Origin of the sequence: Microcoleus sp. T3_A4 (genome assembly GCF_036700465.1) — a bacterium.
Taxonomy (GTDB): Bacteria; Cyanobacteriota; Cyanobacteriia; order Cyanobacteriales; family Microcoleaceae; genus Microcoleus.
In genome coordinates, this window is the sequence record NZ_JAUBOY010000019.1 from 65,825 (window position 1) to 85,159 (window position 19,335).

Genomic DNA, 19,335 nt, shown 5'->3' on the forward strand with positions numbered 1-19,335 from the left:
TAGAGCTTGAGAAGTTGAGGTTAGAGTTATTTAATTATTTAACTATCATACAATCTTCTAGGTTGGGTTCGCGGACGATCGCCCCAACCGACCTCACCCCAATACGGATGGAAGCCCACAGCAGTCTAGACAAAAGTTCCAGTCCCCGATTAGCGCCTGTGGAGTCAATCAAAAATCAGCCCTACGCGCTCAGTCATTTTTCCCAAAAAGCTAACTCAGGAACGTTTCGGCAATGGTAAAGTCATGGTATACAAAGCACCTCAAGTCTGCTAAAAAAAAACAGCTATGAAGTTTGTCTGCCTTCTATCCCCTCAACGGTTGCTTTGTACTGGTATGGCATTGCTCGCTGCGATCCTCTTCGAGGGCTTCGCTAACGAGTGTAGCGCGTGGCTCGCTCCCAATGCAGCGCGAGCAAAAGATCCTGGGGAAAATTATTCGTCTGTGTCGCCGAAAATCCTCGCTAGTAACGATGTTAATTGCAATGGCGGACGATCGCCCAAAACTAGCTGTCGAGTCGGCGGTTTGTTCGTCAAAACTCCCAATACGACTCCAGAACAAGTCTTTCCTCTCAAGCAGACTGAAGTTAAAGCCAAAATAGCTGGCAATATCTCCCGCGTCGAAGTTGTTCAGAAGTTTGAAAATCCTTTTCCTGAATCTATAGAAGCTGTTTATGTATTTCCTTTGCCCGACGAAGCGGCGGTGGATGATATGGAAATTAAAATAGGCTCACGAATTATTAAAGCTGATATCAAACGCCGCGAGGAAGCTTTGGAAATTTACGAACAAGCCAGAAAGCAAGGCAGGACTGCGGGTTTGTTGGAACAAGAACGCGATAATATTTTTACTCAGTCTCTCGCTAATATCAAACCAGGAGAAAAAATTGAAGTTACTATTCGCTACACGGAAAGTCTCAAGTTTGCTGGCGGCGATTACGAATTTGTGTTTCCAATGGTGGTAGGGCCGCGCTATGTTTCGAGAAATTCGACCCCTCCCAACCCCCTGGGGGTTAATACCGACGCCGATCGCATTAACCCGCCTGTTTTGCCTCCGGGAACGCGATCTGGTCACAATATTGCTGTGTCGGTAGAAATAGATGCCGGAGTTGCGATCGGCGATGTCCGCTCTACTTCTCATCAAATTACAACTGACCGCAGCGGCAATATTGTGCAAGTCCAATTAGCCAATTCAGACACAATTCCCAATAAAGATTTAATTCTGCGCTATCGAGTCGCGGGCCAAAATACTCGGGCAACTATTTTGACTCAATCGGACAAGCGGGGCGGTCATTTTGCTACTTATATAATTCCGGCATTAAACTACAAAACTAATGAAATTGTACCTAAAGATGTCGTGTTTCTGATGGATTCTTCCGGTTCTCAACAGGGCGAACCGCTGGCAAAATCTAAGGAGTTGATGCGCCGCTTCATTCAAGGGCTCAATCCCAACGATACTTTTACTATTATTGATTTTGCAAACACTGCCAAAGCGCTTTCAACAACTCCTTTAGCAAATACTCCAGAAAATCGACAAAAAGCAATTAATTATATCGAAAAATTGCAGGCTAACGGTGGCAGTGAATTGTTTGACGGCATTCAAGCAGTGATGAATTTTCCGGCGGCGGCAACGGGAAGGCTGCGGAGTATTGTATTAATTACTGACGGTTACATTGGTAATGAAAATGAAGTGCTGGCTCTGGTTCAGCAGAGCCTGAAACCTGGAAATCGACTTTATAGTTTTGGTGTTGGCGGTTCGGTGAATCGGTTTTTGCTCAACCGTTTGGCGGAAGTGGGAAGAGGCACGTCTCAGGTAATTCGTCAAGATGAACCGTCGGCAGAAGCAGCAGAAAAGTTTTTTCGGGAAATTAATAGTCCGGTATTGACTAATATTCAAATTAGTTGGGAAGGAATGGGGGAAAAACCGCAGATTTATCCGATCGCGCCCCCAGACTTGTTTGCGAGTGGGCCATTGGTTTTGTTTGGCAAAAAGATCGATCGAGCCTCCGGCCAACTTCGCATCCGCGGCACTCTTGCGGGCGGCAAAACTTACGAGCAAGTTTTACCTGTTAATTTTGCTCAATCCGTCGGCGGGCGACAGCGGGAGTCAACTTCAGTCGCAGCAACGGCTACGGATTTTGGCAATCCGGCGGTAGCTCAACTTTGGGGGCGATCGCGCATTAAAGATTTAATGAACCAAATGTTTGGTGGCGAGACTCAATCTCTGGTGGAAGCTGTGACTAATACTGCTCTGACTTATCGGTTGCTTTCGGAATACACGGCTTTTGTGGCTGTGAGCGAAGAAGTGCGAGTCGAACCAGATGGATCTCGTCGCCGCGTGCAAGTGCCTGTGGAATTGCCGCAGGGTGTCAGCTATGAAGGTATTTTCGAGTCGGAGGGGGCAGAGCAAACTAGGGGCGGCACTCGCAGCGTTACCTCGACTCGCAACTCGGCACCGGTGAGTCCAGCTCCTGCTATGCCGCGGCAGCCCGGTTACGGTGAGTCGCAACGCCCGAAGCCTTTGGCTTCTCGCCTTCAAGTAGTTAGCGCCCAAGGGTTGGATGCCGGGGCGATCGCCACTTTGACTCAATACCTGCAATCGGTTAATCTCCCGGCGGGGGTTAGCGGTGAAACGGTGTGGGAGTTATTGGTACAAGACGGCCGCGTTGCCCGATTGGCGATCCTCTTCGAGGGCTTCGCTAACGACACTCAAACCTCGACGCTGCAAGCAACAGACGCTGTAGAGACTCTCAAGAGGGCCTTGAGTTCCTGGCAACCTCCTGCAGGATTCAAGGGCACGCTGCGCCTGAAGTTGCGAATTACGGTCGAGCCTTAAGCAACGAGTATCTATGTCAAGAAACATTAACTTTTAATTCAAAAATACCGAAAGCGCGATCGCTACCGCGAGGAAGATATAAAATCTTTATTAAGAGATTGCCTTTAAACAGAAAGTGATGTTAATGAAATTTATACCGTTTGAGGCAAATGCTAAAACAGTTTCCTTTCTGAAACAGTTTCCTTTCTGAAACAACCTTAACAGTAAAGATTTCTGGATCGAAACCCCCCAATCATAGAAGGTATGATGCCCTATGGAAGTTAGTGAACTGCTCAACAATTACGAAAAAGGAGAAAGAGACTTTACTGGAGCCGACCTCAGCGGGAAAGACCTCAGCGGAGCAATCTTAATCGGAGTCAACCTTTCGCGAGCTAATCTTTCCGGGGCGAACCTCAGCAGAGCGTTTCTCACCAAAGCAACACTCAAAGATGCACAGATGCAAAGAACAAATCTGACTTTTGCCAAAATGGGCGAAACCCAACTTTCGGGTGCAGATTTGACAAAAGCTAATTTGAGTGGAGCTTTTTTGGTAAAAGCAAAATTGCCCAGAGTAAAGTTAAGCGGCGCAACTTTAACTAGCGCCAACCTGCGGGGTGCTGTGTTGTGGAATGCCAATTTGTGCAGCGCCGACTTGCAATTAGTTAACTTACTGGGCGCGAATTTGACGGGTGCTAATTTTAAGTGGGCTAACCTTTACGGTGCAAGGCTCAATAGTGCAAAACTTTTTGGAGCTCAATTAACCGGAGTCAGTCTGCGGCGAGCGCAGTTGACAGGGGTGAATCTCTGCGGTGTAGATTTGAGTGGCGTTAACGTGAGTGAAGCTAAATTAATGGGAGCTAATTTGGAAGGCTCGAATTTGGCGGGGGCGAATTTCAGCGCGGCTCAGTTGCGTGGGGTAAAGTTGGCGGGTGCAAATTTAACCGGGGCTAAGTTGAGGGGAAGTTGTTTGAGAGGGGCAAATCTGAATTGGGCAAAGTTGTGTCAAGCAGATTTGATGGCGGCAGATTTGAGCGAGGCGACGTTAATAGGAACTAATTTAGATAATGCTTTGTTGGCGGGAGCTATTTTGCCCGAATCTACTAGGCGCTATTTTTCCTTAGCTGGGGCTGGCAGAGTCAATTCTTGGGAAGTTAATGAGATTAATGGTTGATTGTTGACTGATGACTGTTCACTGTTCACTGATGACTATGACAATTAATTTTGGGGTGGTGCTGGTAACTGTGGCATCGGAGCCGGAGGCGGAGAATCTGGCGAAATCTCTAGTTGAACACAAGCTGGCTGCTTGTGTGAGTTTGTCACCAATTCGCTCGATTTATAGTTGGCAAGGCGAGATTCATTCCGAGCCAGAGTGGCAGTTGGTGATTAAAACTGATTTGGCTAAATTTGAGGCTTTAAAAACAAAAGTTCAGGAACTCCATTCCTATGAAGTTCCCGAAATTATTGCTATTCCTATTATCGCTGGCAGCGATGCTTATCTCAATTGGCTGGGACAATCTTTAAGTTTGTAGTCAAGATTTTAGTCCTAAATTATCCAATGAAGAGGGACGGAATTCCATACTAAAAATGGTCAGAAACCTAGGAATTATGACTGGTAGGGCCGATGACGCCGATTTTGTGGCGAAAACTTAGTTCGCCGCCGAACCAGCCTGTAATGCCCAGCAAGGTTGCCACGACGATCGATATGGCTAAACCTGTGTATACGATCGGCTCAGCCGGATTTCCTTGTCGCAACAGCAAGTTAATCAGGGTAAGTACCATAACCGCCACATTGCCGCCCATGTGCAACCAACCGGCACTGCGATCGCGCACTCTTTTAACTTTGAAAAAATCTAAAAAGCCCGTGATTGCTGCCAAAATCCCCGCAGCAAAACCCACACCCATCAGCCAAAGCGAAGCTCTCGCCCAAAACGGATCGCTTGTGAGCCAATAACCGATGTCCGTGCCCGCGGCTCCTACTAAAAAGGCTACCGGAAAGATGACGATGATGGGGTGGATGGGATGGCCTGCAACTGAAAGCGTACTCGTAATGCCGGCGTCGCGATACTCTCTGTCGTCACTTTCTAGAATCGGCGGAATATTGGGATAAGGGGTACTATTTCTTTGATTTGTTTCCATGATTTCTAGCGATAAATTTTGTACAACAAAGCCGTTTTTATTGGATTGAACTTAATCCCAAATCCGTTCGCCATTTTCGTCAACGCGGGCCTGCCGAATTACGTCAGAAATTTCCTCGGCGTCTTTGACGTGGTGCAGGGCTTTCTTTTCCCCATCCGGTTCTTCTACGATCACATAAGTTGGAACTGTAACAACATCTCCCACGATGTCGGGTACGTGGTCTACCGCCAGTTGCTGCGCTTTTTCTTCAATGGTTTGGGGTTCGTCGGAAATACGATCGCCCGGATTGACAGTGCGCTCCATATCTCTGCCCGGTTTGTCGATACTCATAAAAACCTCTCTGGTATTTCTAATTTTTTGCTGACTCTAATTCCTACTATTGAACGAAAAATATCCCTGCACAAACATCTCCCGACGGGTGGAAGTTTCAGTTAGGGCGATCGCAGGCAGCCTCTTCCTGTAGGTAGAGGTTTTTCGATTTGTTCGGAAAAAACTAAGCTAAAATCTAAGCATGATATTTTCCTTCCCTTTGAGTTGCCCATGAAAAGTTACGATTGGATTGTTGTCGGCGGCGGCATTACTGGTGCGGCACTGAGTTACGAACTGGCAAAAAAAGGTTTTGCTGTGCTGCTTTTGGAACGAGATGCCACCATGCAAAATGCTACTCGTTTTAGTTATGGCGGCTTGGCTTATTGGTCAGGGACGACTGATTTAACTCGCCAATTGTGTCGGGAAGGTATTGAACGCCACCGCAATTTATCGGCCCAATTAGATGCTGAGACTGAGTTTCGCGAGTTGGATTTGTTGCTGACAATTGATGCGGGTACTGATGCCGAAAAAGTAGCGTCTAATTACGCGCATTTTGCGATTGTGCCGCAGCTTTTGAGTGTTGCAGAAGCTGGCGAGTTGGAACCTTTGCTGAATAAAAGTGCGATCGCCGGAGCTCTGACTGTGCGTCACGGTCACATTTCCCCGACTGCCACAAATAAAGCTTATTGTCAAGGGTTTCTGCGGTTGGGAGGAACTATAGAATTTGCTGAAGTAATTGGGTTTATAGAAGAGGGCAATCGGATTTCGGGAGTCAAGACGGCACAGGAAAGTTATACCTGCCAAAATACGGTTATTTGTGCTGGAGGTTGGAGTCGGAGTTTGCTGAAAGCCGCGGGTGTTTCTGTGGGAGTTTATTTTACTCGCACGGAGATTTTGGAAACTGCACCTGTGGATTTGAAACTCAGGACTTTGGTGATGCCTGCGGTATTAAAACGTTTTGAATTAGAAGCTAAATCTAGTAAAAATGAGGTGGATTTTCTTTGGGATGAACCTGGTAAAGAGTTGCTGCCACCGATTTTAGATTCGGGTGCAATTCAATTTAATGATGGGAGTTTGCGGATCGGGCAATTGTCGCGCACTTTGAGCGATTTGAATGCTAAAGTCGATCGCGAAACCAGCGAAACGGCAATTCGTGCAGGAATCGGCAAGGTTTTGCCTGATTTGGCAGGTTTACCGGCAAGTTGGCACGAGTGTAGTGTGGCCTTCAGCGCTGATAATTTGCCTGTAGTGGGGCCGATTGCCGATCGCCCTGGATTGCACGTTTTTTCGGGTCTCAGCAATCCTTTGACTATTGTACCTGCTTTGGCTGAGCGATTTGCGAAGGCGGCGGGGGGAGAAGAAGATAGGGCGATCGAACTTTTGTCTCCCAATAGATTTATCGCAGAAGGAAGTTCGGCAACGGATTCGCTCCACGGATGTAACGGATGTCAGGAAGAAGGAAGAAGGAAGAAGGATAGATGACTAATGACTAATGACTACTAGCTACTGACTACTGACTACTGACTAAAAAAGGCAGCGTGACAATAAATGTAGTACCTTTGTCGATCGCACTTTCCACACTTATTGTACCGCCGTGCAGGTCAACGATGTGTTTGACAATGCAGAGTCCCAAACCCGATCCTTTAATCTTGCCTACATTAGCACCCCGTTCAAACTGCTGAAATAGTTTTCCTTGATATTCCGGTGTCATCCCAATTCCCTCATCTCGAACGCACAAAATTATTTGTTGGTTTTCGCAGCTTAGGTCTAAACTTACCTTCCCACCGTTGGGAGAATATTTAATAGCGTTTGAAAGCAAATTAGTCAGAAGGTGGTGCAGTAGTTTGGCATCGAGATTGGCGTGCAGCGGATTTGTGTGACTGCGGAAATGTACTAGGTGTTTTTCGGTGACGATAGGTTGCAGTTCTTCTAAAATAGAATTGCATAAATCCGTCGCATTGATCGGATTTAAGTTTAAGGAAATTTTCCCGGATTCTGCTTTGCTAAGCATTAAAATATCTTCCAGCAGCCCACTCATCTTACTGACGGCTTTTTTAATTCGGTCAACATTTTTATTGCTAGTTCCGGGGTTTCTCTGCAAGTCGCTATCTTCTAACATTTCAGCCGATAACTGTATGGTAGTTAAAGGAGTGTTTAAATCGTGGTAAGCCATTGAAATAAAGCGCGATCTATTTTCGCTTTTTTCTGCTGCTAACGCCATTAATTTTTTCAACATAACTGCTTCTTGATGTTTGCTCAGTGCTATCTTGATAGTGGCGTGCATTTCTCTTTCTTTAAAAGGTTTGAGTAGGTAGCCGTAAGAACCAGTATTTTCGGCTCGCTGCAAAGTTTCGTCGTCAGCATAGGCAGTTGTATAGATAATTGGTATATCTAATTCTTGATTAATTATTGCTGCTGTTTCTATGCCGTCAATGTCGCCTTTGATAACTATATCCATTAAAATTAAATCGGGTCTTAGTTCGTGGGCGCGCTGGATGGCATCCGCTCCTGAAGAAACTATATCGGCGATTTGATATCCCAATTTCTCTAGTTTTGGGGATAAATTTTTAGCAATTAACAGTTCGTCTTCGACAATCAAAATCTTAATTGGTTTTTCGGCAAAACTCATATTCTTACAATCTTTGAAAGTAGTTTAACTCGTTAAATTTTAAGTGAAAGGATGTACCAAATTCTCTGGATATTTCGATGGTTCCTTCTAACTGCTCGGTTAAAGTGCAGACAACTTGAAACCCCATCGAGTGAGTTTTCCGAAAATCTAAGTTTTGAGGAAAGCCAATGCCGTTGTCCTTAACTAAGAGGTTGATTTCTCGATCGCCCGTTTGATAACATTCTACACTAACTGTACCAGTTGTGCCATCAGGAAAAGCGTGTTTCAGCGTATTTGAAACCAATTCATTGGCAATTAAACCGCAGGGAGTAGCGGTTTCAAGATTTAGGGAAATTGGCTCAGCTAATACCTGCAACTGAATTTGGTTGTTGCTAATATTGTAAGAGTGAAACAAATTACTTACCAAATCTTCGAGATATTCACCAAAATTAATTTGCGCTAAATTAGTCGAACGGTACAGTTTTTCGTGAATCAGAGCCATAGAATAAAGGCGATTCTGACTTTCTTCAAACATTTTGCTTACTTGCGGGTCGGCAACTGTGTTCGATTGCAATTCTAACAGACTAGCCACCACGCAGAGGTTGTTTTTGACGCGGTGGTGAATTTCTTTGAGCAAAATTTCTTTTTCTCTGAGGGAGTTTTTTAAATTTGCTTCCGCTTGTTTGCGGTCGTTCAGTTCAGCTTGCAGTTGCTGGTAAAGTAAAGATTGCTGAATGGCGATCGCCAATTGATTCACCAACTGCTGAAATAAATTGATTTCCCATTCTTTCCAATCACGAGGCCGATCGCATTGGTGGGCAATCAGCAATCCCCAAAGTTTGCTGTGCTGAATAATCGGCACTACTAACTTTGCCTTAACTTGAATTTGTTTCATAAACTCCATCACACAAGGTGTAATGCTGGGAGAATCTAGTTCGGAAATTGCAGAAATTCGCCCTTGCAAATAAAGCTGATAACTGTCAGGGGGAAAAACCTCTTCGCCAAAACATCTATCTACGAGTTGGCTGCATCCTTCTGCCACGGCTTCAGCAATGACTCGCCCGCCGCTTTTGGGTAAAAGTTGATAAACCAAAACTCGATCTGCTAATAATACTTGCTGGAGTTCGGCAACCGTGGTGTTGAGAATTTCCTCTAATTGCAAAGACTGGCGGACACGACGGGCGATCGCCTCCACAAGCCGTTCTTGCTCGAACTGCTGCCCCCTAGCGAGTTCGGCGTATTTAGAATTGCTAATATCAGCGGCATAACCAATAATTTCGATCGGAATGCCCATGCTGTCAACCAATAATTTTAGTTCCGTCCTTAGCCAGCGGTAACTTCCGTCTTGGTGTAGAAAACGATACTCGCAAATGCAATTTTTTTCCTCGGATAAATCCAAAAAATTCACGAGAAATTGTGGTCGATCTTCAGGGTGAATCCGGCTCGACCAAAATTTACAATCTGCTAACAATTCTTGGGGATCGTAGCCAACGATTGTCTGAACGTTGTCGCTGATGTAAGTAGTACAAAAGTCCCCCGTCGGTGCGGCGGTAAAAATTACCGCCGGATTAGAACCCAGCAAAAATTGCAGGCGTTCTTTTAACTGCTGAAATTCCATTTCTGCTCGCTTACGATAACTGATATCTTCGATCGCCCCCATACTGTAGAGAGGAATGCCCTCGCGATCGCGGATCAACGTCACCGTCAAGTTTGCCCACATCAGCTCGCCATTCTTCTTAATCAAGCGTTTTTCCCTTTGGAAGCGAGAAATCTTGCCACAGATCAACTGCTTGACTTCCTCTACATCTGCGTGTAGATCTTCTGGATGCGTGAGTTCACTAAAAGTCATGCTAGCCAACTCCGAATCGCTGTAGCCCAACATCTGGCGGTGAGCTTCATTCACTTTGATCGTGCGGTAGTCGCGCACGCTTGCCAAACCAAGCGCGATCGGAGCATCGTCAAATAAGTTGCGAAACTTTTCCTCACTCTTTTGCAATGCAGCTTCTGCGTGTTTGCGAGCGGTAATGTCTCGGGCTACCCACATCACCCGATCACAATCCAGTGGCGAAATACTGGCATCAAACCAAAATAATTTGCAGCCAATTTCCATCCTGTATTCAACTCTGTGGGTTTCCCCAGATGCCAATGTTTGGCGAATGTGGGCCAGGGCAAAATTAGCTTCCGCTTCTGGGAAGATTTCGGCGAGGGTTTTGCCCAGCACTTCCGGAGCAGGTTTGTACAGCAGTTCGGGAGCCGTGGGGGCGATTTTGAGGTAGCGACCGCTTGCGTCGAAAACCAGCACGATATCCGTCATGGCGTTAAACAGCGCCAGCAGTTCGGCTTCGGAGTTTTGAAGTTTTTCTTCGGTCAATTTGCGATCGGTAATGTCGGTGTCAGTGCCAGTCAGGCGTAATGCCTTGCCAGAAGCCGATCGGATCGCGCTGCCGCGGGCAAGTATCCAGCAGGTGCTGCCGTCTTTACGCACCATCCGGTGTTCTACTTCATAAATTTCTGTCACACCCTCTAGATAAGCATTTACTGCTTCCTCGACGGCAACTTGATCGTCGGGATGAACGTGAGACGCCCAATTTTCCATGCGGTTAGGAATCTCTGCGTCCTGATAGCCCAACAAAGCTTTCAAAGACGGAGCAATATAGATTTCGTCGGTTTCCAAATTCCAGTCCCAAACCCCCACTTTGCCTGCCGATACTGCCATTTCGTACCATTGTGTCCGCTGCTGCACTCTCCGTTCTAACTCTGCATTGAGCTGCTGCAAAGCGATTTCTGCTTGTTTGCGATCCGTGACATCCCGGCCTGCTGCTTGATACTCGACGATTTGTCCGCTCTCGTTGAATATAGCCCGATCGATCCACTGCTGCCAGCGAATTTCCCCGCTCGGCAAAATTACTCGATGTTCGCAGGTAAAAATAGGGTTTTCGGGAGACACAGAAGTATATTGCTGTTGAAAAATTTCTCGGTCTGCTTCTGGCAGTAGCGACATGAAGCATTTGCCGAGTAAGTCGAACTGCTGCAGGCCGAAATAACGGCAGTAAGCTTGATTGACAAAAGTTATTTTACCGTTGGGGAGGTAGCGGCAAATCAGTTCGGTTTGGTCTTCCACAATCGCCAGGTAGCGCGCCTCGCTCTGCCGCATGGCATTTTCGGCATTTTGGCGATCGCTGGCTTTTTCTAGTTCACAATTGCCCTCTAACAGTTCGCATTGTTCCTGGAGTTTTGCCACTTGTTGATGCAGTGCCTCGATCCAGCTATACATTGCTGGGCGAATCCTTTTTTCGCTGACTATACCTACTGGCTGACCCCGTTCATCTACAATTGGCAAGCAATCGATCGAGTATTGACAAAATAGCTTGAATGCGGTAGTAATATCTGTAAATTCTGATTCTTGTAAGACAATTAAATTCCGCGTCATTGCCTCGGCAACTTTCATGCCTTGCCATCCGTATTCGACCGCGGCTAAGTTCAGCAAATCTTCCGGGCTTAGCAGTCCGACTAGCTGATTTTCATCGACAACTAAGACGCAACTAATCGATGCTTTTAAAGTTTCGTTTGAGTCGGGAAGTGCAGGGGCATTAGGCAGTGGGCAAGGGTCGATCGCCCGACGCATCAGGGCGATCGCCTCTGGGAGCGAAGTTGAGGGATCAACCGTCACAGGGTGGCGATCGACAGCTTCGTCGGGCGATCGTAAATTGGCCGACAAATTAGCAAGTTCCATTAGTCTTGGTCAAAAAGTATTGCTAATTAACTTTAGCAACACTTTTCGTCATCAGCCAGATGACTGATGACTGATGAGCTGCCTTATTTTATGCCAAGGAGAATATAAGTTTTCATTCTCCCTTTGCCTTTAACTTCAATCATTCCTCGCTCCTGAAACAAATATTTGTGTTCCAATAACTTATAAGTAGTTTCGCTGACTTGAATCCGCCAAGGCAAACCCTGAGATTCCATGCGGGAAGCAATATTTACCGTATCACCCCACAAATCGTAAATAAACTTCTTGATGCCAATTACTCCGGCAACAACCGGGCCGCTATGAATCCCGATGCGGATGCTAAAATATTTATTATGGCTAGCATTAAATCTGGCTATTTCTGCTTGCATATCTAGGGCCATTTGGGCGATCGCGTCTGCGTGATCTGCCCTGGGTTCAGGCAGTCCTCCTACTGCCATGTATGCGTCGCCGATGGTCTTAATTTTCTCTAACCCATGTTGTTCACACAAAAGGTCGAATACTGAGAAAATCTTATTTAGGATCTCCACAAGGTCGATCGGATTCATGACGGCAGACAAAGTAGTAAACCCCACAATATCTGCGAACAAAACAGTCACTTCAGGAAAGTATTCGGCAATAGTAGTTTCGTTTTGCTTGAGGCGTTCTGCTATTGCCTTGGGCAAGATATTTAACAGCAGCTTTTCTGATTTTTCTTGTTCTTCCCGCAGAGCATCTTCTGCTTGCTTGCGTTCCGTAATGTCGTGGTAACTCCAGACTCTGCCGATAATTGTATCTCCCAGCCGCTGCGGTTGCGAATAGCGTTCAAAAAACCTGCCGTCTTGAAATTCCAACAAGTCGTAACTTTCGGCTTCTGGCTGATCGTAAAGCGATTCTATTCTCTCTTGGAATGCTTGGGGGTCTTTGAGTTGGTTCAGGACAAAGGCGATCGTTGTGGCGTCGTCTCGCAGTGCCATCACTTCATCGGGTATGCCCCACATTTCCACAAATTGTCGATTGAAAGTGACAATTTTTCCGCTCCTGTCAATCGCTAAAATACCGTCCGCAGTAGAATCAAAAGTTGCTAGCAGCAGGGACACAGATTTTGCTAGGGCGTCTTCGGCCATTTTTCGAGCAGTAATGTCTCGCAAAATAGCGCGAATTGCTACTAGCGAACCTGCCGCAAATTTACAGCTTATGCTACCTTCTAGCAAAATTTTTTCATAATGTTTAGTAACAAATATTAGTTCAATAGAGTCTGGATATAATGTATTTTCATTGACTGTTTTTTGAGTGATAGCTTGATATAATATATCCAAACTTTCGGGGAAACTGTTCGGATGAATAATATCAAAAACAGTCATTTGAGCAATTTCTGCTTCGCTGTAGCCCAGAGTTTCCCGCCAAGCCCGATTCACATACAAAAAATGACCGTCCGCTCCTATACTTTGAATTAAATCAGTAGCATTTTCAAATAAGTCTCGCAGTTGTTCTTCGCTTTCCCGCAAAGCTATTTCCGCTTGCTTACGCTGGATAAATTGACCGATTTGGCTACCGATTGTTGCCATTGTCTGGAGCAATTCTTCATCAAAATACTGCACTTCGCGACTGAAGAAAATTATCACCCCCAAAACAGACTTTGCAGATTTTTCCGGCTCGTAGCCGCCCAAAATTGGGAAACCAAAAGCTCCGTGCAGTCCTTCTTCAGCAGCAATTTCTCGACGCAGACAACTGTCGCTTTTTGTGACATCTGCAATCCACTGAGAGGAACCGCTGGCCCAAACGAAACCGGGCAATCCTTCGCCAAACGCACAAGTCATTTGTTCGGTAAATTCGACAAATTTAGGGATAGAAAGTGAGCGTTTTGTCCAACTGGCGACACAGCGAAGCAAATTGGGGTCGGACACTGCAGTTATTCTCTTAGTTTCTGACAGCAGTTTTTCCCCAGCTTCTGGCATCCAAAGTTCGGCGGTATCCCATCCCAAACTGTCGCAAATTACGGGGAGAATTGCTGCTATAGCTTTTTTGATTGTTTCGGATGCCGACAGGATGCGAGTGGCGACGTACTGAGTTATTTGTCGCTTGCGGGCGCGCTGTCTATCTGTGACATCGCGGCCGATGTAAACGAAATCTTGAAGGGCGGGCCCAGAGCCAGAAATACCTTTAATGTCAGTCGAAATCGCCGTACAGGAAAACGAAACTGTTAGCTTTTCTCCGGTTTTTGCCGTGCAAATTACTTCCGCGTGAGTTTGCGATTGTTGAGGCTCATCTTGGCTAACTGCTTGCAAAGAGGAGCCAAAAGCAGCAAGAGCGTCTATTTGCTGGCCTACTAATTCTGATTCGCTGTAACCGAACAAATCTTGAGCAGCTTGATTGACTTTTTTAATCTTTCCCGATGCTGTTGTTACCAACAAAACTTCGGCCATTGAACTAATAATTTTTTCAACATAATTATTAGTAGCCGCTAAGGTACTCAATAAAATATCCATTTCATTGGTAGCTTGGACGAGAGTTTGTTCTAAAGCCATCCTGTCGCTTACGTCTTGAAAAAATATAATTAATCTCTGATAATTCTCGTCATTGGTGAACTCCACGATATACATATCAAAATAAAGCCGCGAACCATTTTCTAATAGTCGCGTCATCGCTTTTAATTCAAAATTTGGCAAACGTTTTTCAAAAATATCGATTAAAATTTCTTCAGTTCCCACCAATTCTGGAAAGGGAATGCGGACATCCTTGCCGGCGACTACTTCTTCGGGACAGTCGGCAAACCGCTGCACTTGCAGAGAGATTTCTTGGATTAAAAAATCTTTATCCAGTGCTAGGTACTCCAAGTGGTGGGGAACTAACAGTTTTTTTAACAGGGTTTTCATGTGAGATTCTTAGTAGTGAATGCGCCCTTTGGATCGAATTATCTAAAATCAATCTATTTATCTCTGTTTCTTAAATGGAATGCTGACTATAAAGGTAGTGCCTACCCCTATCTCGCTGGAAAATTCGATTTGAGCTCCGTGCAAATCTACACACTGCTTGACTATGGATAAACCCAGTCCTGTACCGGGTATTTTTCCGACATTTTTGGCTCGATAATAAGATTCAAATAGTTGTTCTTGGTCTTCTAGAGGAATGCCAATGCCGGCGTCTTTAATTTTAAATATAGCTTCTTCATTATTCTGACAATTTAATTCAAAATAAATATGGCTGTCGAGGGGCGAATATTTGACAGCATTTGACAGCAAATTTGTCAAAATGTGCCGCAGCAATTTTGCATCTAGTACGGGCAACTGTTCCGTTTCCTGCGAGTCAGTATCATTTTTTTGCGCGGGCGTAACTAATTCTTGATAAATAAAGTTAATTGTATGATTTTTTCCATAACTAATTTTAATTGATTCTACTAACTCGCTGCAAAAATTTTTTAAGTTGACTGGTGCGGGATAGAATTCGAGTTTTCCGGCTTCGGCGCTGCTGAGTAACCGCACGTCATCTAATAGCTGAGCCATTTGTTGAGATGCTGATTTAACGTGTTGCAGGTATTGTTGTTTTTCCGCGTGGGTGATTTCGTCGCCGTAGTCTTGGAGGATTTTAGTCGCAAATAATACTGTACTTAAAGGATTGGCGAATTCGTGAGCAATCATCGAGAAAAAACGAGATTTTACCTGTCTGAGTTCTTGCTCTTTTGCCAAAGAGCCGCGAATTTCTCTTTCTTGTTGTTTGCGTTCTGTGATGTCCCTGCCGACATAGATGAAATCGTAAAGTTCCTGTAATTCTGTCTGAATTGCCGCACAGGAAAATTCTACCCAAATTTCTTCTCCTGCTTTAGTAGTGCAGACTATTTCTAGTTCTCTACGCAGCTCTTTCTGAGACAAAATATAGCGGTGGCGAGCTTGGTAAATTAATTTTTCTTCGACTACTATTAAAGACAGTGGGTTGCCGATCAATTCTGCTTCGCTGTACCCAAATAACCATTGTGCCGATTGATTGACTGTTTTGATAGTTCCTAATGTTGTTGTCACCAACAAAGCATCGCCCATCGAACGAATAACTTTATCTATATAATCTTTAGAAGCGGCTAAGGCACTAACCAAAAGATTAGCTTCATTCGCCCTCTGAATCAACGATTGCTTCATTACCATCTTTTCGGTGGTATCTTCAATCAAAATTAGCAATTTACTTGGCACCTCTTCTTGTTCCTCTTCATATTTGATAGCCAACATATCAAAGTATAAAGGGCGGTTCTGGTCGGCAAACCGAGCGATACCTTTGACTTCAAAACCCGGCAGCCGTCCCATAATGATAGACATGAGGATATTTTCAATGCCAATCAGTTCGGGAAAACTCAGGCGAGCATCTGCACCGGGTATAGCGTCGCCCGGAATATCGGCATAATGCTGCACTTCGGCGGAGGTTTCCTGAATGATGAAATGGTGATTTACTAGAAAATACTGTGTTTGTCGCGGGCCTAACAGCTTTCTTAACAGTGGATTCATACTTGTTCTACCATTGTGTAAGCTAGTTTGTAGAAAATTTCGTCAACGTCTTTGCCTGTTTTAGCAGATGTCGTGTAAACTCCTATTACTTTGTCTTGACCTATCGAATGGGACATTTCCACTAGCAGCGCCAATTTTTCCTCGTCAATCAAGTCTACTTTGTTCAAAGCGACGATAATTGACCCTTTAGGATTGACTGAAGAATAAAGCTGAATGTGTTCGGAGATTCGCTCAACTGTTTCGGAGCGGCTGACATCGGCAACTATTAAAACGCCGCTAGCTCCCTGCAAGTAAGTCGGTGCTATTCCTTTGAATTTTGTATGTCCTTCTAAGTCCCAAATCAGCAACTTTGCAGTCACGTTTTCCCGCTGTTTGACCCCTTCTAACTCTACGATTTTGCTGGAAATTTTTACTCCCACAGTGGAGAGGTATTGGTCGCTGAATTGCCGATCTACAAAACGGCGGATTAGGCTAGTTTTACCCACGCCAAAATCGCCGATCATACACATTTTTTTAGATATAGCAACTGACATAATTATTTACTTTTTATGGTCTTAGTTATTGGTTCAAATACCACGCATCTGCTTAAAAGTCGTGGTTGATTGGGTTCCACGTCGCCAGGAGGATGGGGGATGCCAACCGTTTGGAGGCGCTTTGGGTCAGCACCTTGCTGCACTAAAGCATCTCGCACTGCTGCGGCACGCTTCAGCGACAAATGTTGATTTGTAGCAAGTTCTCCGCTTCGATCGCTGTGCCCAATTATCTTAATCTGTTTTTGAGGATATTGATCCATGAAATTTTTGACACTGGCGATCATTTCTCCGTATGTTGAGTCTAATGTTGCCATTCCTTGCTGGAAGTAGATGCGGGTGGTAATTTTCAGCGGCTCTAATTTAACTGTGCTAATCACCGATTGAACGCCGGGAATTTGCTTCATCGACTGAGCTATTTTCTGTGCCTCTGCACCGTCTCTAACTGTACCTTCTACAGTCACTTTACGATCGCCATACCGCGTAGAAATAGAAACGCCCTCCCTCTGGTTCAAAACGGCGGTAATCCGCTGCACCTCAGCCGCCGTCAAAACTGGATCTGGGGGGACATCTACAGCTACAATTCTATTATCTAATTGCAATTTCGGTGCAGTTGATGCGGCTATTTTTTCGGCTTGTGACCGCAATTCTTGATTTGGCAACTTACCGCTTAGCTTTAAAGTTTTGCCATCTACTGAAACATCTAAGCGGTAAACTGCTAATTCGGGAGTGGAGGCTAAAGCTGCGACGGCATTTGCTTCGAGGCGGCGCTCAACGCTGCTGCGGTACTGATAAATTCCCCAAGGTACTAAGATTAAGCTCAGGGCGGCTAAACTGATCGCCGCAAGGGCGATCGGAGGTTTTGTTGATTTTTCCCTGGGCAGCGGTTCAAATAAAGTTTTTATACACGGGTGCAGCGACTCCGGTATAGTATCGGGGTCTCCGTTAAACTCGTGAATTAATTTACCGTAATTAAGGATGAGATTACTAACTGTTTGTCGTATTTTTTGGATGAACAAGTTTGGCGGTTCTCCTTTAATCATGACTGCCATGTAGCAGTATCCCGCTACTTCTAGCAGAATTTTTGAGTCGCCGTATTCAATTTGATTTAGTTCGGAAGATTCTCCCGGCTGCACGATACATTCGTTAACAAAGCTGCGAATAGCTGTGAGCATTCCTGCTACCATTTCTGATTCTAACTGGTAGCTTTCTGAGTTTTGAACTTCGGAAATTATCAAGCCTGATGCTTTGTGAATTAAGAAGGCTGCTTGGACGGTGAAGGATACTGATTCTTTGAGGATTAATTCGGCTTCGGAGACTCCTTGTACTTTGGAGCGAATTTTTCGCTGAAATCCTTCGACGCTGATGGCATTTGACACTTTTTCATTGATTGTCTTGATAGCTTCTGCCATGTATCGGGAAATTGTACTGCCAATTACGGGATAGAGCGCATCCACCATAGAGTCGCGTTCGAGTTTTATTTGGGCTGTAATCGCTTTGCCCATTTCCGGGGCGAGGGCTTGGGCGATCGACTCTTGGTCGAGGCGAATTTGCTCTTTAATTGCCAGACCAATTTCGGGGGCGATCGCCTTAGCAATATCCGCTGGCGAATTCACTATTTGTTGAGCAAGTGCGTCGGGAAGCAGCTCAGCTATTGCCGAACTCATTGCCGACTTGTTTTCGTGAGTTTTTGCCCTAATCACTTCGTCAATAATTGGGACGATGGCGTTGACAACTTCTTCTCTGGAATCGGCAATTTTGCGACTGAGAATTTCTGCGATCCAAGGCAGCATCAACTCAATCAACTCTTGGGGCTCGTAGATTTGGTGCTCCAATTTTTCTAATTTATCGTCGATTGTTGCCATCAGGTGGCGCACCCCCGGCAAATCGTTTTCTGCCAGCAAACTTTTCACTTGCTCGATATCCGACATTTGCGAGCCGAACATCAGATTTTGCAGCCTTTCCATCGCGCTATCGGCTTCATTTAAGTCCTGTTTAATTTGGCCTAATATTTCTCCTGGCTGCGATATCGGTGTGGGCTGTTCTACCAAGTTTGGCATCGATTGAAGCGAAGCAACCACCGGATCTAAATATCCAGTTTCTGGTGGCTCTGAGACTGGGGAAACTATGGGGTTATCGGGAATTTCCGAGGATGTTGATTCGATTTCGGGAGGGGAAACATCCTGTAAATGCCGATCGAACTTGTGGGATTTTTGAGCCTGTACTTCCTGTAGAGAATCTTTGATTGTCAAGTTAGACAATTCTGCGACAGGCTTTGATTCCTCCTCCAAATCCGGCTGGGCGATCGCGGAAACATCTATAGTTTTAGCTGAGGAATAGTCTTTTTCCAGTTCTGAAGTGTTGATTTTGTGAGTAGCGAAAAGCAAGCTTTTGAGCTTGTCTGCAACAGCCAGGGAATCGCCCGACTCCGGTTTGCGATCGCCAGTTTCGGGTACACTCGCTGCAACTTCCTCTGGTGCTTGCTCAGAAATACCCAACAAATCCATCAACCCGCCGAGGGCCCCAGCTTGATTATTTTCGCCACTGCTGTCATCTTCGGACTCTGCATTTTGCTGGTTGGAACCAGCAATAATTTTGAGATCGACTAACAGATTCAACAAGGGTTCTAGCTGGGTTGCTGCATCGGCAGCAGACTCGTCAGGTTGAGAAACAAAACCCTCTAACTCATTTTCGTCAGCCGGATTTTCTTTCGGTAAAGCCATGCGT

At 45.4% G+C, this 19,335-nt stretch carries 13 protein-coding genes; 4 read left to right on the forward strand and 9 right to left on the reverse strand.

Annotation, left to right across the window (positions count from 1 at the left end):
* Positions 1–34: 34 nt before the first annotated feature.
* Complete coding sequence (locus QUA07_RS12635; RefSeq protein ID WP_333325564.1) at positions 35–172, reverse strand: hypothetical protein; 138 nt, start codon at positions 170–172, stop codon at positions 35–37.
* A 113-nt stretch (positions 173–285) separates the two neighbouring features.
* Here QUA07_RS12635 and QUA07_RS12640 point away from each other — a divergent pair, with 113 nt between their 5' ends.
* From QUA07_RS12640 to cutA, 3 genes are all read left to right on the forward strand, one after another.
* Complete coding sequence (locus QUA07_RS12640; RefSeq protein WP_333325566.1) at positions 286–2,829, forward strand: VIT domain-containing protein; 2,544 nt, start codon at positions 286–288, stop codon at positions 2,827–2,829.
* Between the two features lie 253 nt (positions 2,830–3,082).
* A complete protein-coding gene (locus QUA07_RS12645; RefSeq protein ID WP_333325568.1) occupies positions 3,083–3,979 on the forward strand; it encodes a pentapeptide repeat-containing protein in 897 nt (298 codons plus the stop codon).
* A 37-nt stretch (positions 3,980–4,016) separates the two neighbouring features.
* Complete coding sequence (gene cutA / locus QUA07_RS12650; RefSeq protein ID WP_333325652.1) at positions 4,017–4,337, forward strand: divalent-cation tolerance protein CutA; 321 nt, start codon at positions 4,017–4,019, stop codon at positions 4,335–4,337.
* A 67-nt stretch (positions 4,338–4,404) separates the two neighbouring features.
* Here the strand turns inward: cutA and QUA07_RS12655 are convergent, their stop codons facing one another.
* Positions 4,405–4,944: a DUF2231 domain-containing protein gene (locus QUA07_RS12655; RefSeq protein WP_333080316.1), complete on the reverse strand. Its 540-nt coding sequence runs from the start codon at positions 4,942–4,944 to the stop codon at positions 4,405–4,407.
* Positions 4,945–4,995: 51 nt separating this feature from the next.
* Positions 4,996–5,274, reverse strand: coding sequence for a hypothetical protein (locus tag QUA07_RS12660; protein WP_333080318.1), 279 nt, complete (start codon positions 5,272–5,274; stop codon positions 4,996–4,998).
* Positions 5,275–5,484: 210 nt separating this feature from the next.
* Here QUA07_RS12660 and QUA07_RS12665 point away from each other — a divergent pair, with 210 nt between their 5' ends.
* A complete protein-coding gene (locus tag QUA07_RS12665; RefSeq protein ID WP_333325572.1) occupies positions 5,485–6,735 on the forward strand; it encodes an FAD-binding oxidoreductase in 1,251 nt (416 codons plus the stop codon).
* A gap of 28 nt (positions 6,736–6,763) precedes the next feature.
* Here the strand turns inward: QUA07_RS12665 and QUA07_RS12670 are convergent, their stop codons facing one another.
* The 6 genes from QUA07_RS12670 to QUA07_RS12695 form a co-directional block, all read right to left on the reverse strand.
* Complete coding sequence (locus QUA07_RS12670) at positions 6,764–7,882, reverse strand: ATP-binding protein (protein WP_333325574.1); 1,119 nt, start codon at positions 7,880–7,882, stop codon at positions 6,764–6,766.
* Between the two features lie 4 nt (positions 7,883–7,886).
* Positions 7,887–11,594, reverse strand: coding sequence for a PAS domain S-box protein (locus QUA07_RS12675; RefSeq protein ID WP_333325577.1), 3,708 nt, complete (start codon positions 11,592–11,594; stop codon positions 7,887–7,889).
* Between the two features lie 83 nt (positions 11,595–11,677).
* On the reverse strand, positions 11,678–14,464 hold the full coding sequence (locus QUA07_RS12680) for an adenylate/guanylate cyclase domain-containing protein (RefSeq protein ID WP_333325579.1): 2,787 nt from the start codon (positions 14,462–14,464) through the stop codon (positions 11,678–11,680).
* 57 nt (positions 14,465–14,521) lie between these two features.
* On the reverse strand, positions 14,522–16,078 hold the full coding sequence (locus tag QUA07_RS12685) for a PAS domain-containing sensor histidine kinase (protein WP_333325582.1): 1,557 nt from the start codon (positions 16,076–16,078) through the stop codon (positions 14,522–14,524).
* On the reverse strand, positions 16,075–16,611 hold the full coding sequence (locus QUA07_RS12690; RefSeq protein ID WP_333325584.1) for a Rab family GTPase: 537 nt from the start codon (positions 16,609–16,611) through the stop codon (positions 16,075–16,077). The genes QUA07_RS12685 and QUA07_RS12690 overlap by 4 nt, the downstream gene beginning before the upstream one ends.
* 2 nt (positions 16,612–16,613) lie before the next feature.
* Complete coding sequence (locus tag QUA07_RS12695) at positions 16,614–19,331, reverse strand: OmpA family protein (RefSeq protein ID WP_333325587.1); 2,718 nt, start codon at positions 19,329–19,331, stop codon at positions 16,614–16,616.
* Positions 19,332–19,335: the final 4 nt, after the last annotated feature.